We start from the raw sequence: 14,863 nt of genomic DNA, 5'->3' as shown, positions 1-14,863 counted from the left end.
TCAACAGGCGGTGCCGAGCGCGTAGCGCGCAGCCCGCGCAATGCTCCCCGCATCCACCCCGAAGAACTGCCGCAGCGCCGCGCGCGTGTCGCTGCGCCCGAACCCGTCGGTGCCCAGCGTGAGGTAGCGGCGCCCCTCGGGCAGGAAGGCGCGCAGGCTCTCGGGCACGGCGCGCACGTAGTCGGTGGCGGCAACGATCGGGCCCTTGCCGGTGCCGAGCTGCTGCGCGATGAACGGCACGCCGGCTTCCTTCTTCTCGCCCGCGATCGCACGCTGCTCGCAAGCCTGTCCGTCGCGCGCAAGCTCGCTCCAGCTCGTGACGCTGAACACCTCGGCCTCGATGCCTTCGTTGGCCAGCAGCTGCGCGGCCTTGACGACCTCGGTAAGGATCGCGCCCGAGCCCATCAGCGTGACCTTCTTCTTCGCCTTGCCTGAAACCGGCGCATACACGCCGAAGCGGTAGCAGCCGCGCAGGATGCCGGCCTCCGCGCCTTGCGGCACGTCGGGCTGCGCGTAGTTCTCGTTCATGAGCGTGACGTAATAGAACACGTCCTTTTGCTCGACCATCATTTCGCGGATGCCCGCATCGACGATCACCGCCATCTCGCCCGCGAAGGCCGGGTCGTAGGCCTTGCAGTTGGGAATGGTCGCGGCCACGAGGTGGCTGCTGCCGTCCTGGTGCTGCAGGCCTTCGCCGCCGAGCGTGGTGCGGCCCGAGGTGGCGCCGAGCAAAAAGCCGCGCGCCCGCTGGTCGGCCGCGGCCCAGATGGCATCGCCCACGCGCTGGAAGCCGAACATCGAGTAGTAGATGTAGAAGGGCAGCATCGCCAGGCCGTGCACGCTGTAGCTGGTGGCCGCGGCCGTCCAGCTCGCGATGGCGCCGGCTTCGCTGATGCCTTCCTCGAGGATCTGGCCGTCGGTGGCTTCGCGGTAGCTCAGCACGGAGCCGATGTCTTCGGGCGCGTAGCGCTGGCCCACGCTCGAATAGATGCCGACCTGCTTGAACAGGTTGGCCATGCCGAAGGTGCGCGCCTCGTCGGCCACGATGGGCACGATGCGCGGGCCCAGGGCCTTGTCCTTCATGAGGTTGCCGAGCATGCGCACGAAGGCCATGGTGGTGCTCATTTCCTTGCCGGCGGCCGCTGTCGCGAACTGCGCGTAGCTCGCGATGTCGGGCTTGGGCACGATGTCGCACGCTGTCTCGCGGCGCGGCATGGCGCCGCCGAGCGCGGCGCGGTGGCTGCGCAGGTACTGCATCTCGGCGCTGTCTTCGGGCGGGCGGTAGAAGTCCATCGCAATGGCCTGCGCATCGGTGAGCGGCAGGCTGAAGCGGTCGCGGAATTCGAGCAGGTCGACGTCGCCCATCTTCTTGTGCGAGTGCGTGGTCATCTTGCCTTGCGCGGCGCTGCCCATGCCGTAGCCCTTCTTGGTGTGGGCGAGGATCACGGTGGGCCGGCCCTTGTGCGCGGCCGCGGCGGCGTAGGCCGCATGGATCTTCACGAGGTCGTGGCCGCCGCGCTTCAGGCGGTCGATCTGCTCGTCGGTCATGCCTTCGGCCAGGCGCGCGAGCTCGGGGTTCTGGCCGAAGAAGTTGTCGCGGTTGAAGCGCCCGTCCTTGGCCGCGAAGGTCTGCATCTGGCCGTCGACGGTTTCGGCGAACACGCGCGCCAGCGCACCGCTCGCGTCCTGCGCGAACAGGCCGTCCCAGTCGCTGCCCCAGATGAGCTTGATGACGTTCCAGCCCGCGCCGGCAAAGAGCTTTTCGAGCTCGTCGATGATGCGGCCGTTGCCGCGCACCGGGCCATCCAGGCGCTGCAGGTTGCAATTGACCACCCACACGAGGTTGTCGAGCTTCTCGCGCGCGGCGAGCGTGAGCGCGCTCATCGATTCGGGCTCGTCCATCTCGCCGTCGCCGAACACGCCCCACACCTTGCGGCCCTCGCAGTCGAGCAGGTGGCGGTGCGTGAGGTAGCGCATGAAGCGCGCGTGGTAGATCGAGCTGATCGGTCCGATGCCCATGGAGCCGGTCGGGAACTGCCAGAAGTCCGGCATCAGGTAAGGATGCGGATAGCTGCTGAGGCCGCGCGCGCCACTGCCTTGGGTGAAGGCGGGCGCGGTGAGTTCCTGGCGGTAGTGCTGGAGGTCTTCTTCGCCGAGGCGGCCTTCGAGGTAGGCGCGCGCATAGACGCCAGGCGCACTGTGCGGCTGGAAGAACACGAGGTCGCCGCGGTGTGTGTCACTGCGCGCGTGGAAGAAGTGATTGAAGCCCGTCTCGAACAAGTCGGCCGCGCTCGCATAGCTCGCGATGTGGCCGCCGAGTTCGCCATACGCCTGGTTGGCCCTGGCCACCATCGCGAGCGCATTCCACCGCATCAGGGAGGCGAGCTTTTCCTCGACCGCGAGGTCGCCGGGGAACGGCGGCTGGTCTTCCACCGCAATGGTGTTGACGTAGGGCGTCGCAAGCTCGGGCTGCCAGCCGATGCGCTGCTGCCGCGCGAGGCGGGCAAGCTCCGCCAGCATCTGCCGGGCGCGCTGGGGCCCGTGCGCCTGGGCCAGCGCCAGGAAGGCGTCGCGCCATTCAGCGGTCTCGGCAGGGTCGGGGTCGTGCGTGAGCGGCGTGTCGAGCAGCAGCGCGCGCATCTGGTCGGCGGAAATCGGGGCGTTCATGCCGGCACTTTAGGCCGCAACAGCAAGAATTAGCTACCGGCTTGGACATGTCCATGGCACCAGCGCAGCATAAAATTCCTCGAAATCATCTGGACGCCGCATTTCGTGCAACTCGACACCATTGACCTGCGCATCCTCGACGAGCTGCAACGCGACGGCGGGTTGTCGAACGTGGAGCTTGCGCGCCGGGTTCAGCTGTCGCCGTCTCCGTGCCTTGCGCGGGTGAAGGCACTCGAAACCAGCGGCGTGATCGACCGCTATGTGGCGCTCGCGAGCGCCAAGGCGCTGGGCCTGGGGCTCAACGTGTTCATCTCGATCAGCCTGACGACGCAGAGCAAGCAGTCGCTCGCCGATTTCGAGGAGCGCATTGCCGAGCACGACGAGGTGATGGAGTGCTACCTGATGACGGGCGACAGCGACTACCTGATCCGCATCGCCGTGGCCGACATGGCGGCGCTGGAGAAATTCATCCTGGAACAGCTCACGCCGATTCCGGGCATCGAGAAGATCCGCTCGAGCTTCGCGCTCAAGCAGGTGCGCTACAAGACGGCGCTGCCGCTGCCCCGGTAGGAGGCAGCGGCAGCGCAACCGCTCAGAGGCCGATCAGGCCGCCGTCATCCCTGGTGATGACCACCGTGGCCGAGCGCGGGCGGCTCTTGGCGCCGTCCGGCCAGTGGCTGATGTAGCCGTCAGGATTGGCGATGTCCTTCGAACCCTCGCCCGGGTGCTGGATGTTCACGAACAGCGCACGGCCGTCGCCCGACTCGGCAATGCCGGTGATCTCGCAGTCCTTCGGGCCGACCAGGAAGCGGCGCAGGCCGTCCGTGCCGGGCGCCTTGCCCACGAAGGTGTCCTGGGTGCGCGTGGTGGCGCCATCGACGTTGGTGATGGTCCTGGCGCCGCCGTCGCCGACCTTGCCCGGCAGCGCGGCCAGCAGCATGCAGTTGGTGACGTCGGTGTAGGCGCCGTCGTCGGTCTCCAGCCAGAGCAGGCCGGCGGTGGCGTGGCTGAACCACATGCCGTCGGGGCTGGAGAAGTCGTTGTCGGCGCTCAGCTGCGACAGGTTGACGTCGGCCGAGGCGGTGGAGCGCGCGCCGAACAGGTACACGTCCCACTTGAAGCTCAGCGAGGCCGGGTCGGCGTTGTCGTCGGCGAAGCGCACGACGTGGCCGTTCGGATTGCCCTTCTGATCCGAGCCAGTGGTCGTCTTGTCGTTGTAGAAGCGCGGGTTGGCGCCGTCGGTGGCGGTGATGGGGCGCGAGGCGGCGTTGGTGTTGGTGAGGGTGACGTACACCTCGCCGGTCTTCGGATTGACGGCGGTCCACTCCGGGCGGTCCATCTTGGTGGCGCCGGCGGCGTCGGCCGCGAGGCGCGCGTTGACCACCACGTCGGCCGCATCGGCAAAGGCATAGGCCGGATTGCTCGCGGTGATGCCGTTGACGCCGAGCTTCAGTTCGAGCCACGCGCCGGTGCCGTCGGCGTTGAACTTGGCCACGTAGAGGCGACCGTCGTCCATGTACTTGTCGCCGGCCGCGGTGCCGCCGCCCACGTCGGCCGCATCCCAGTTCTTCGCCGAGACGAACTTGTAGATGTACTCGTTGCGCGAGTCGTCGCCCATGTACCAGACCAGCGGCTTGCCGACCACGACCGGGCCGAGGCAGGCGCCTTCATGACCGAAACGGCCGAGCGCGGTGCGCTTCTTGGGGGTGCTGGAGGGGTTGAAGGGATCGATCTCGACCACCCAGCCGTAGGTGTTGGCGCCATTGCGGAAGTCGTCGGTGGCGGTGGCTCCGGTCACCTGGGCATTCCAGCGGCCATAGAGGTTGTCGGCCGTGTCGGGCGTGACGGTGGCCCAGAGTTCGCGGCCGGTGCTGGCCACGCCATAGCGGGTGAACGAGGCGATTTCCTTGGCGCTGCGGCTGGGGTCGTCGGTGGCCTTGATGCGGCGGAAGTAGCCGGCCCAGTTTTCTTCGCAGGTCAGGTAGGTGCCCCAGGGCGTGGTGCCGTTGGCGCAGTTGTTGAGCGTGCCGCGGGTCTTGCTGCCGTCGGTCGAATACTTGGTCTTCAGGTAGTCGGTCTTGGCGGCCGGGCCCGAGAACGCCATTTCGGTGAGCGTGTGGACGCGGCGGTTGAAGCTCGAGTCCTGCTTGTAGCTCCAGGCGTTGCCGCTCTTGTTGATCTCGATCACGCTCACGCCGTGCAGGTAGAACTCGCGCAGCACTTCGTCGGCGGAGGTGCGCACCGCGGCGTTGCCGGTGCCGCTGATGGTCTGGCCGGCGGGATGCAGGAACAGCGGGGTGATGGCTTCGTGGTTCATCACGAGCAGGCCGCGCGCGGCGCTGGCTGCGTCCCACTTGTTCGACGCGTTCATGCCGAAGAAGGTCATGCCGTCGTGGTGGTCGCCGGCGCGCCGGTCGTAGGTGGCCGGATCGTCGGTGCCGTCGTTCTTGTACGCGGCCACGCCCGCGGCGATCGGGTCGCCCAGGCGATAGAGCACGCTGGCGGTGTAGCCGGCGGGCACGGTGACCACGTCGGCAAGGCTCTTGGCCACGGCATTGAAGCCGAGCTTGGCCGGTGCGGGAGCCGGCGCGGGGGCTGGCGCCGGGGCCGGCGCAGGAGCGGGGGCCGGTGCAGGCGGAATGATCGGGAAAGCCACGCCGCCATTGCCGCCGCCACCGCAGGCCTGCAGCAGCGCGGTGCTGGCCGTGCCGACGCCCAGGCCGAACAGATGGCGGCGGCTCAGGCGCGAGGCGATCAGGTCGGTGAAGGACGGATTCGGGCTGGGGTTGGTGCCGATGTCGTCAAGATCGATGCCGTTGGCGTCGGTACGGTTGTTTGCGGTCATGCGCAATCGCTTTCGTGGGTTGAAAAGGAATCCAACCCGCGAAGTTAGGCAATTCGCATGACATCCGCGTGAAACGCTCAGCTTGCGGTCAGGCGCATCTGCTCGGCGTTCAGGGCGCCGGCATTTGCCTGGGCCACAGCGCCCACAGGCGCAGCGGCTGGTTCATGCTGGCGGCCAGGCGGCCGGCATCGGCGCCGGTGCCGGCAAAGTAGTCGGCGCGCACTGCGCCCAGGATGGCGCTGCCGGTGTCCTGCGCGACCACCAGTTTCTGCAGCTGCGCCGCCGGCCCGCTCGATGCGAGCCAGACCGGCGTGCCGTACGGGATGCTGTCGCGGTCGACCGCAATGGAGCGCCCGGCCGTCAGCGGCACGCCCTGCGCGCCGCGCGGGCCGAAGGCCGCATCGAGTTCGCTCATGGTTTCCTCGCGGAAGAACACGTAGCGCGGATTGCTCCACAGGAGCTGCGACACGCGCTGCGGGTTCTGCGCGGCCCATGCCTTGGTGTCGTCGGGCCATTTGCCGACCTTGGTCACGCCCTGGCCGATCAGCCATTGCTGCACGCTCTTGTACGGCTGCTCGTTGGTGGCCGAGAACGCCACGCGCACGGTGCGCTGGATGCCGTTGGCCTCGGTGATGCGAAGGCGCCCCGAGCCCTGGATGTGGAGCATCAGCGCGTCGATGGGGTCGGCCATCCAGGCGATCTCGCGGCCGCGCAGTGCGGCCTGGGCTTCGGGCAGGGTTTCGATTTCCTGGCGGGTGTACCAGGGCCGGCGCGGCACCAGCCCCTCGGGCGCCTGGTAGATCGGAATGTTGAAGGTGGCGGTGGGCACGCGCGAGGCCTCGTACACCGGCTCGTAGTAGCTCGTGAGCTTGCCTTCGCTCGAGCCCGCGAGCGATTCGACGCGGTAGGGCTGCAGCCTGTCGGTCATCCACTGGCGCTGTTCCTCGGGCGTGGCAATGACCAGCTGGCGCACCTCGCGGCACAGTGGCGCAAAGGCGGCGTTGGGCCGTGCGCAATTGGCCAGGAGCGCGATCCAGGCTTCGTGCAGCGGGTCGTCGCCGAAACCCGGCAGCTCCGACCAGCCGACCGGCACCCACCGGCTCTTGGGATGCGCGAGCGAACCGGTCAGCGGTCCGAGGTCGCGCGGCGGCGTGGCGGCCGGCCGGGCCGGGGTGTCGGGCGCGCGCGGGGTGATCGAGCAGCCGGCCAGCGTTGCTACGATCGCGAGCCCAACCAGCCACTGGAGTCCATTTCTCATGGGTTTGATTTTGCTTGAAGCCCTCGGGGCCGGGCTCGTGTTCATATTGATCGTCTGGTGGACCATGTTTTCCGGTCGAAAAAAGGGCGAACTGCATGACGACGGCGAGGCCGCCGATGGCAACGGTGCCGGCGAGAAAAAGAATCCGCCGCCCGAAGCGTGAATTACTTGCGTAGCCGAAAGCCGCAGCGGAATGTCGGAGAACAGGCTATCAGCTATTACTTTAGTAGCAATCATCGCAGCATTCACGGGGCTTTGCAGAAAGTTTTCTTCTTTCCTGCAAGTTGGGAAGGCCGTACCATCGCAGGTTCGCCGAGGCTAAGCTGTGGCCCGCCTGATTCAACCTTGAAAGGGATTGCCATGAAAAAGTTTGTACTCGCCACCACCGCTGCCGCCCTCGTCCTGTCCGGCTGTGCCGGCGGCATGACCGATACCCAGCGCAACACCGGCATCGGCGCCGGCATCGGCGCGCTGGGCGGTGCGGCCATCGGTTCCGCCACCGGCGGCAACCGCGGCGCCATCGGCACCGGTGCCGTGGTCGGCGCCGCGGCCGGCGCGCTCGGCGGCTACCTGTGGTCGCAGCGCATGGAAAACCAGAAGCGCCAGATGGAAGCCGCCACCCAGGGCACCGGCGTGGCCGTGACGCAAACCCCGAACAACGAGCTCAAGCTCCAGATCCCGAGCGACGTCTCCTTCGACGTGGGCCGCTCCAACATCAAGCCCAACTTCGCACCGGTGCTCGACCAGTTCGCGAGCGGCCTGCGCAACAACCCGAACGCCGAGGTGCGCATCATCGGCCACACCGACAACACCGGCTCGGACGCCATCAACAATCCGCTGTCGGTCGACCGCGCCGCCAGCACGCGCGACTACCTGGTGGCGCGCGGCGTGAGCGCCGCGGCCTTCCGCATCGAAGGACGCGGTTCGCACGAGCCGATCGCCAACAACAACAGCGACGCCGGCCGGGCGCAGAACCGCCGCGTCGAGATCTACGTGGGCGAGCGCGCGCCGCGGGGCTGACCGGATCGGCTGATATAAAAACAAAGCCGGCCGTGCAGGAGCGGCCGGCGCCCATCGCCATCGTTTCATGTTCACAAAGAGGGAAAAACTCATGAGGAAGCTTGTTGTTTCGGGTGCGGCTGCGGCCGCATTGTTCGTTGCGGGGTGCGCCTCGCAGTCGCCCGCGCCGGGATCGGCCGCCGCACCAGCCGCCCAGGCGGCTGCGCCGGCCAACAGCTGGACTGCGCGCCTGGCGGCGCTCAAGACCGAGCTGGAGAATTCCACCAAGGGCACGGGCGTGGTGATCGAGCAGACCGCGGACAACCAGCTGCATCTCGTGGTTCCCAACGAACTGTCGTTCGACGTGGGCCGCGCCAACGTCAAGCGCAACCTGGCGCAGGTGCTCGACAAGGTGGCCGAAGGCCTGCGCAGCGCCGCCGCAGCCAGCGTGCGCGTGGTGGGCCACACCGACAACACCGGCAGCGAGGAAGGCAACGAGCGCCTCTCGGTGAGCCGCGCCGACAGTGCGCGCAACCACCTGGTCAGCCGCGGCGTCTCGACCACGGCCATCACCACCGACGGCCGCGGCTCGCGCGAACCGATCGCCGACAACGGCACGCCGGCCGGCCGGGCTCAAAACCGCCGCGTCGAGATCTTCGTCGCGGAAAAGGTCTGATCTCCTAGAGATCTCTGAGGCGGTTGGCCAGTTCGACCGCTGATTTCACTTCCATCTTGTCGAACACGCGTGCGCGGTGGACCTCTACCGTGCGCACGCTGATCGCCAGCTGATCGGCGATCAGCTTGTTCGGCAGGCCCTCGACCACGAGCCGCATCACGTCGCGCTCGCGGTCGGTCAGTTCGGCGACGCGACCAGCCAGGCTGCGCCGCACGCGCCGCACCTCCAGCGCCCGCAGCGAAGCGCCCAGCGCCTGCTCGATGCGGTCGACCAGGGCGTTGTCGGAGAACGGCTTCTCGCAGAAGTCGAAGGCGCCCCGCTTCACCGCGTCCACGGCCGTGGGCACGTCGGCGTGGCCGGTCAGGAAGATCACCGGCATGGCGTCCAGCAGGCCGCGCTCGGCGAGCCGGTCGAACAGCACCAGCCCGCTGGTGCCGGGCATGCGCACGTCCAGCAGCAGGCACAGCGGCTGATCCGGCAGCGGGCCTTCGGCCAGGCGCAGCTCGAAGGCCTCGGCGCTCGCGAAGTGTTCGCTCTCGAGGCGGCGCGAGCGCAGCAGCCAGGCCAGTGCCTCGCGCACACTGGCGTCGTCGTCCACGATGAATATCAGACCATCGATCAGCGGTTGCATTTCAATTCCAAAAACGGGCGCGAAACCTGGGGGTGGATCATGTACTCGGCAGGGTAAACCGGAACACGGTGCCCCGGGGGCGGTTGGGCTCGAACACGAGCACCCCGCCATGCTGCTCCACCACGGTGCGGCACAGGCTGAGGCCCAGCCCCATGCCGTCGGCACGCGTGGTGAAGAAAGGCGTGAAGAGGCGGCCCGCCACCTCTTCGCTGATGCCGCAGCCGAGATCGGCGACCGAGAACTCCAGCCAGCGCCGGGCGTCCTCCGCGCCCGGGCCGCCGACCGCGACAACGCGCGACACGCGCAGCCGCAGCACGCGCTCGCCCACGTGCTCCGCCGTATCCATGGCCTGCATCGCATTGCGCGCGAGGTTCAGCAGCACCTGCTCGACCAGCGTGCGGTCGCACACGGCCGGAGGCAGGCGGTCTTCGAGCACCACCTCGATGCTCACGCCGAGCTTGCGCGCCTGCAGCCGCACCAGCGGCAGCACCGCATCGATCAGCGCCTGCGGCGCCACCGCCTCGCGCGTGCGGTCGCGGCGGCGCACGAAGTCGTGCACGCTGCGGATCACCTGGCCGGCGCGGTCGGCCTGCTCGGCAATGCGCCGCACCGCCATGGCCACCTCGGCCTGCTCGCCCTTGGCGTGCGGCCCGAGCATGTTGAGCGACCCCGTCGCATAGCTGGCGATGGCGGCCAGCGGCTGCGTGAGCTCGTGGCTCAGCAGCGAGGCCATCTCGCCCACCGTGGCAAGCCGCGCGCTGGCCTGCAGCCGTTCCTGGCTGGCGCGCGAGAGCTCCTCGATGCGGCGCTGCTCGCTGATGTCGATGAAGGCGCTCATCCAGCCGGTCTGCACGCGATGCGCGTTGATCAGCGGGGCCTCGAAGATGAGCACCGGAAAGCGCGTGCCGTCCTTGCGCATGAAGACCGATTCGAAGCCCTCGCGCGGCGGCATGCCGCCGGCCAGCCGCCGGGCCTGCCGCTGCTGGTATTCGTGCGCCAGCTCGGTCGGCCAATAAGGGGCCTCGATGTCTTCGCCGCTGCCGGCCATCAGCTCTTCGGGGCTGAAGCCGACCATTTCGCAGAACGCGGGGTTCACGTAGGTGATACGCCCCTGCAGGTCGCGCGCGCGCAGGCCGGTGATGACCGAGTCTTCCATCGCCTTGCGGAAGGCCAGCGCATCGGCCAGGTCGCGTTCGGCGCGCAGCCGGCGGCGCGTGTCGCGCGCAAGCAGCACCAGCACCGACACCAGCGCGATCGAAATGGCCGTGACCAGCGCCGTCAGCACGTTCGGAAAGAGATCGGGTGCGGCGCGCCAGCCGTCCACGCGCAGCATCAGCGCGGCGCCGGGCAGGTCGATCAGCTGCTGCGAGGTGAAGACGCGCGTTCCGGTGCGGCGCGAGGTGCCGAGCGCCACCAGGCGCGTGCCGTCGGCCTCGGTGAAGGCCACTTCCTGGCCGCGCGTGAGCGTGGGGCCGACCAGCTCGATCAGCGTGTCGCGCAGCGAGTAGCTCGCCACCAGGAAGCCGCCCGCATCGATCGGCACGCACAGTTCCATCACCTCGACGCCGCCTCCGCCGAGGATCGGCACGTAGTGGCTCGGCGAATAGGCCGGCGCACCGAGCTTGCGCGCGGCCGCGCAGGCGAGCCCCACGTCGGACTGGTCGGCGCCGCGGCTCTCGTCGGCGATCAGCCGCATGCGGTAGGGCGTGTTCACCGCTTCGAGCGGACGCAGCGCGGCGTCGCGCCATTCGAGCCGCAGCCACTCGCGGTGCTCACGCAGCAGGGAGGCCGCGGCGTCGGGCCAATGCGTGCGGTCCAGGCCCGAGGCCTGGGTGGCGCGCAGGCTCTGGGCGTTGCGCTGCAGGCCGATGCGAAGGTCCGAAACCGCGTCGGCGGTGTCGCGGTCGAGGTTCGCCTGGACCTGCTCGACCTCGTGCCGGCCCGCGAGCCACACCACGGTGACCAGCAGCGCCGACACCAGCACGGCCAGGATCAGCCAGAGAAACCAGCGCTGCCAGAGCGAGCGCAGCCGCGCGAACGCCGACAGCGCCCACCGGGGCGGTGCGACAGCCAAAGCCTCCTCCATCTAGAGCACGCAGTGGGACAGGACGGGCAGCTGCGCGCGCACGCGCTCGATCTGCCCGGCATCGATGTCGAACAGCACCACGCCCTCTTCGCTCGCCTGCTGCGCCACCACCGTGCCCCAGGGGTCGACCACCATCGACTGGCCCCAGGTATGGCGGCCGTTCTCGTGCGTGCCGCCCTGCGCGGGCGCCACCACCCAGGCCAGGTTCTCGATGGCCCGCGCGCGCAGCAGCACTTCCCAGTGCGCGGCGCCCGTGGTGCGGGTGAAGGCACTGGGCACCAGCAGCAGCTCGGCGCCGCGTTTGGCGAGCGCGCGGTAGAGCTCGGGAAAGCGCAGGTCGTAGCAGACGCTCATGCCCACGCGCCAGCGATGGCCGTCGCGCGAGGGCAGCTCGAACAGCACGGGCTCGGCGCCCGGCGCGATGACGCGGCGCTCGTCGTAGCGCTCGCTGCCGTTGTCGAAGAAGAAGAGATGGATCTTGTCGTAGCGCGCCACGCACCGGCCATCGGGCGAATAGCACAGCGAGCTGTTGAACACGTGCTCGGCGTCGCCGCTTTCGAGGGGCAGCGTGCCGCCCACGATCCAGAGCCCGAACTCGCGCGCCGCGTCGGCCAGAAAGCCCTGCACGGTGCCCGCGCCAGCGGTCTCGCGCAGGCCCAGCTTGTCGGTGTCGCGCGCGCCCATCATGCAGAAATACTCGGGCAGCACCGCCAGTTCGGCACCGGCCGCGGCGGCTTGCGCGAGCAGGCCGTGGGCGCGCGCGAGGTTGGCTTCGCGGGCGATGGCCGACACCATCTGGATGGCTGCGACTTTCATTGCGTGGTCTCCGTTTTCACTTGCCCTGCCCGCCTGCCGGCGCCTCGGCAGCGCCGGGTACGCTCGGCAGGATGGATCGTGGCACCTTGGCTATTTTGGGGTCGGCCCAGGTGCCTTCGATATGGAACTCCTGCGTGGCGGCGGCCGCAAGCGGCTTGCTCAGCACCCACTGCGCGAGGAAGGTGCCCAGGCCGATCGCGGGGTTGATCGCGGTGGCCACCAGCGCGGCCGTACCGGCATTGATCTCGGGCACCACCACCACGCGCAGGTCCTGCGTTTCGCGCACGATGTCGGCCGAGCCGTCCATCAGCGCGCCCGCGTTGACGCCCTTCATCTGCAGGTTGTTGGTGCTCGCGATGCCGTTGTGGATCTTCGCGTCGCCGCGGATGAAGTCGAAGGCGAAGCCCTGGCTGAAGACATCGCGGAAATCCAGCGTGAGCCGGCGCGGCAGCGCCTGCAGGCTCAGCACGCCGAGCAGCTTGGCCAGGCCGGGGTCGGCCTTGAGGAACTGGCCCGATTCGACGTTGATCTGGAGCTGCCCGCCCAGGCTCGGATAGTCGAGCGAGAACGGCGAGCCGCGCCAGTTGACCTCGCCTTCGAGCCGCCCGCTGCCGCGCCGCAGGACGCCGGGCATGCCGAAGCGCGCGAGCAGATCGCCCGCGTCCGCGATGTCCAGCCTGAAGGTCATGGCCGTGCGGCGCTGCTCTGCGCGCCCGGAGGTGCCGCCCGGCGCGGCGGCCCAGGTGCCCTTGGCCGAAAAATTGGCCTCGGGCATGGTGAAGCTCAATTTGTTGAGCATCCATTCGCGGCCCGCGCCGCCGCGGTTGACGGCATCGATCTCGGCACGGCCCAGGCGCTTGCCCAGCAGTTCGAAGTCGTCGATGACGATGTCAAGCGCGGGCAGCGTGCCCGGCTGCTCGTCGAGCAGGGTTTCGACCTGCCTGGCTTCGGTGGGCGCAATCTTGAGCCGCGCGAGCCGCGCATAGAGCCGCCCGGCCTGGGTGTGGCGGTACTCGGCATAGCCGCTGAGTTCGGTGGCGTCGATGTTGGCGCGCCAGAGCGCACCGTCGCGCGTGCCGCCGAGCACCACGTTGTGCAGCGTGCGCCCCGCGATGCCGAGTTCCTGCGCACGCACCGCGATGCGCGTGGGCAGGTAGCCCGTGGCCGCGTCTTCGGGCCGCTCGGCATTGCCCGCCGCTTCGGCCGCGCTGCTTCCGGTGTCGCCGACCAGCGCCTGCCACGCAGGCATGTCGAGCTTCGCGACGTTGACATTGGCCAGCACGCCCTTGTCGGGCAAGGGGGCGGCATCGCCCGCGGCAAGGCCGATGCCGATGCTGCCGCGCAGCACGCGCGCTTCGGCGCCGGAGATGTCGCGCACATACTGGGCGGCGCCGATGCGGCCGAGCTCCATCGAGAGCTGGTCCTGCACGGCAACGGCGGCACCCGCCCGGGTCTCGCGCTGCAGCACCTTTTTCTCGATGCGCAGCGGCATCTGTTCGTCCGCCGTCTTCACGAGCGGTGCGGGCAGCTGCAGCGCCAGGCCCTGCAGCGTGCTGGTGAGCGAGAACTCCGGCGCGCCGTCGCGCATCGAGAAGGTGGCCGCATAGGGCGTGCCGCCGCTCGCCTTGGCCGCGATGCGCGTGAGCCACTCGGCCTCGCGCGCCGCGCGCAGGCCCTCGGCCGTTGCGGTGCCCTGCGCCTTCAATGCCAGCTCGCGGTTGGGCCCGGCAAAGCGGCCGCGGCCTTCGACGCGAACGTCGCCGCCGAGCAGCCTGGCGTTGACGCCAGCCAGCGAAAAGCCCGTTTCGGTAAAGCCGACGACGCCCTTCGCATGGGTGAAGGACGGCGCTTCGGGCACCAGCTGCAGCTCGTTGTCGGCGAGCGCGATGCTGGCCTGGACCTTGGCCACCTCCAGCGCGGCCAGCGGCAGTTCGAGGTGCAGCCGGTAGTCGGCCGTGCCGGTGGCGCGCGCGCGGGACAGCACCTCGCCGGTTTCCCCGGCCAGCGGCGCGCCCACGCGCAGCAGTTCGGCGAGCGGGCCCTTGGCCTGGGCATCGACGCGCAGCAGCGAGGCATGGTGCGACATGTCGGCAATCTGCGCCTCGGCCTTGGTCACCTCGATGCCGGTCGCGCCCGCCAGCCGGCCGCGCGCGTTGCGCACCAGCATGCCCGCGCGCTCGAACACCAGTTCGCCCGAAAGCCCCGTGAGCGCGGGCCAGGCCGGCGCCGGCGCACCGCTGCGGGCCGCGGAGGCCGGCGCCTTGGATGCCGTGGACGCGGCAATGGCCGAGGCCGGCGGCACATAGGCGTAGTTGACGTCGGCCACCTTGGCCACGATGCGGAACTCGCCCTGCTTCGGGTCCATGAACGGCATGTCGTGCAGGTCGCCGCGCACGCGGAAGTCGACGCTGCTGGCCGTGCCCTTGGTGACCGCGTCGCGCACGTAGTCGCGCGTGTGCTGGGGGATCTCGAGCGGCAGGTAGCGGAACACGCGCGTGCCGTCGGCGCGGGTCAGCTTGCCCTGCAGGTCAAGCACGCCGGGGTAGAGCGACTGCCCGCGGGACACGGCGGGATCGCTGGTGCGCCAGCTGGCTTCGGCTTCGCCGTCGGCATCGGCATTGGCGAAGCGCAGCTTGGAAACCTGCAATTGCGCGTGGCCCTTGTCGAGCTTCCACTGCAATTGGGCCGCGAGACGGTCGATGGGAATGAGCGGTTCCTCGAACACCCCCGGAAATTCGAGCGTTCCCTGGGCCATCGACAGCGCGGCGCTGCCGCCGGCCTGGGTGGCGTCGAACTCGACGGTGGCCCCGCTCAGGCCCGGCGAGCCGGCATGCGGCCGCTGGGCGGCGGGCGCGGCGCCGGCGGGCCTGGCCGCGGTGGCCGGT

11 protein-coding genes are annotated in these 14,863 nt (G+C 69.3%); 4 read left to right on the top strand and 7 right to left on the bottom strand.

Annotated elements, in window-relative coordinates; all coding sequences use genetic code 11:
- Positions 1 to 2,667 (bottom strand): alpha-ketoglutarate dehydrogenase, encoded by a 2,667-nt coding sequence (mdeB, locus tag IB278_RS29875; protein ID WP_192327509.1) that lies wholly within the window; start codon positions 2,665 to 2,667, stop codon positions 1 to 3.
- Positions 2,668 to 2,772: 105 nt separating this feature from the next.
- Between mdeB and IB278_RS29870 the strand changes: the two genes are divergently transcribed.
- Positions 2,773 to 3,237 (top strand): Lrp/AsnC family transcriptional regulator, encoded by a 465-nt coding sequence (locus IB278_RS29870; protein ID WP_145739169.1) that lies wholly within the window; start codon positions 2,773 to 2,775, stop codon positions 3,235 to 3,237.
- Between the two features lie 22 nt (positions 3,238 to 3,259).
- Here IB278_RS29870 and IB278_RS29865 read toward each other — a convergent pair whose 3' ends face one another.
- Together IB278_RS29865 and IB278_RS29860 are read right to left on the bottom strand one after the other, a co-directional pair.
- Positions 3,260 to 5,512: a PhoX family protein gene (locus IB278_RS29865; protein WP_192327506.1), complete on the bottom strand. Its 2,253-nt coding sequence runs from the start codon at positions 5,510 to 5,512 to the stop codon at positions 3,260 to 3,262.
- Positions 5,513 to 5,621: 109 nt separating this feature from the next.
- Positions 5,622 to 6,770, bottom strand: a complete 1,149-nt coding sequence (locus IB278_RS29860; RefSeq protein ID WP_192327503.1) for a murein transglycosylase A — start codon at positions 6,768 to 6,770, stop codon at positions 5,622 to 5,624.
- Here IB278_RS29860 and IB278_RS29855 point away from each other — a divergent pair.
- The 3 genes from IB278_RS29855 to IB278_RS29845 all read left to right on the top strand — a co-directional run bounded on the left by IB278_RS29855 (position 6,769) and on the right by IB278_RS29845 (position 8,445).
- Positions 6,769 to 6,933, top strand: coding sequence for a hypothetical protein (locus tag IB278_RS29855; protein ID WP_186454098.1), 165 nt, complete (start codon positions 6,769 to 6,771; stop codon positions 6,931 to 6,933). The two genes, IB278_RS29860 and IB278_RS29855, sit on opposite strands and share 2 nt — an antisense overlap.
- Positions 6,934 to 7,130: 197 nt before the next feature.
- Positions 7,131 to 7,790, top strand: a complete 660-nt coding sequence (locus IB278_RS29850) for an OmpA family protein (protein WP_145739163.1) — start codon at positions 7,131 to 7,133, stop codon at positions 7,788 to 7,790.
- Positions 7,791 to 7,881: 91 nt separating this feature from the next.
- On the top strand, positions 7,882 to 8,445 hold the full coding sequence (locus tag IB278_RS29845) for an OmpA family protein (protein ID WP_192327500.1): 564 nt from the start codon (positions 7,882 to 7,884) through the stop codon (positions 8,443 to 8,445).
- Positions 8,446 to 8,449: 4 nt separating this feature from the next.
- On the opposite strand, the gene IB278_RS29840 is transcribed toward IB278_RS29845, so the two are convergent.
- The 4 genes from IB278_RS29840 to IB278_RS29825 form a co-directional block, all read right to left on the bottom strand.
- Positions 8,450 to 9,076 (bottom strand): response regulator transcription factor, encoded by a 627-nt coding sequence (locus tag IB278_RS29840; RefSeq protein WP_145739159.1) that lies wholly within the window; start codon positions 9,074 to 9,076, stop codon positions 8,450 to 8,452.
- Positions 9,077 to 9,113: 37 nt separating this feature from the next.
- A complete protein-coding gene (locus tag IB278_RS29835; protein ID WP_145739157.1) occupies positions 9,114 to 11,162 on the bottom strand; it encodes a two-component system sensor histidine kinase NtrB in 2,049 nt (682 codons plus the stop codon).
- Positions 11,163 to 11,978, bottom strand: a complete 816-nt coding sequence (locus tag IB278_RS29830; protein ID WP_192327496.1) for a carbon-nitrogen hydrolase family protein — start codon at positions 11,976 to 11,978, stop codon at positions 11,163 to 11,165. It lies immediately after the preceding gene.
- A 16-nt stretch (positions 11,979 to 11,994) separates the two neighbouring features.
- Positions 11,995 to 14,863 (bottom strand): YhdP family protein (locus IB278_RS29825; protein ID WP_192327493.1); only part of this gene is annotated, 2,869 nt, incomplete at its 5' end.

The organism is Variovorax sp. VRV01 (genome assembly GCF_014852545.1).
In the GTDB taxonomy this organism is placed as follows: Bacteria; Pseudomonadota; Gammaproteobacteria; order Burkholderiales; family Burkholderiaceae_C; genus Variovorax; species Variovorax beijingensis_A.
Note: the sequence above shows the minus strand (reverse complement) of the source record. Positions and strands in the feature narration are given on the sequence as shown.

Excerpts from the sequence above, each read along its gene's own strand:
- mdeB (WP_192327509.1), bottom strand. The coding sequence starts at position 2,667 with ATGAACGCCCCGATTTCCGCCGACCAGATGCGCGCGCTGCTGCTCGAC.
- IB278_RS29865 (WP_192327506.1), bottom strand. The coding sequence starts at position 5,512 with ATGACCGCAAACAACCGTACCGACGCCAACGGCATCGATCTTGACGAC.
- IB278_RS29855 (WP_186454098.1), top strand. The coding sequence starts at position 6,769 with ATGGGTTTGATTTTGCTTGAAGCCCTCGGGGCCGGGCTCGTGTTCATA.
- IB278_RS29860 (WP_192327503.1), bottom strand. The coding sequence starts at position 6,770 with ATGAGAAATGGACTCCAGTGGCTGGTTGGGCTCGCGATCGTAGCAACG.
- IB278_RS29850 (WP_145739163.1), top strand. The coding sequence starts at position 7,131 with ATGAAAAAGTTTGTACTCGCCACCACCGCTGCCGCCCTCGTCCTGTCC.
- IB278_RS29845 (WP_192327500.1), top strand. The coding sequence starts at position 7,882 with ATGAGGAAGCTTGTTGTTTCGGGTGCGGCTGCGGCCGCATTGTTCGTT.
- IB278_RS29840 (WP_145739159.1), bottom strand. The coding sequence starts at position 9,076 with ATGCAACCGCTGATCGATGGTCTGATATTCATCGTGGACGACGACGCC.
- IB278_RS29835 (WP_145739157.1), bottom strand. The coding sequence starts at position 11,162 with ATGGAGGAGGCTTTGGCTGTCGCACCGCCCCGGTGGGCGCTGTCGGCG.
- IB278_RS29830 (WP_192327496.1), bottom strand. The coding sequence starts at position 11,978 with ATGAAAGTCGCAGCCATCCAGATGGTGTCGGCCATCGCCCGCGAAGCC.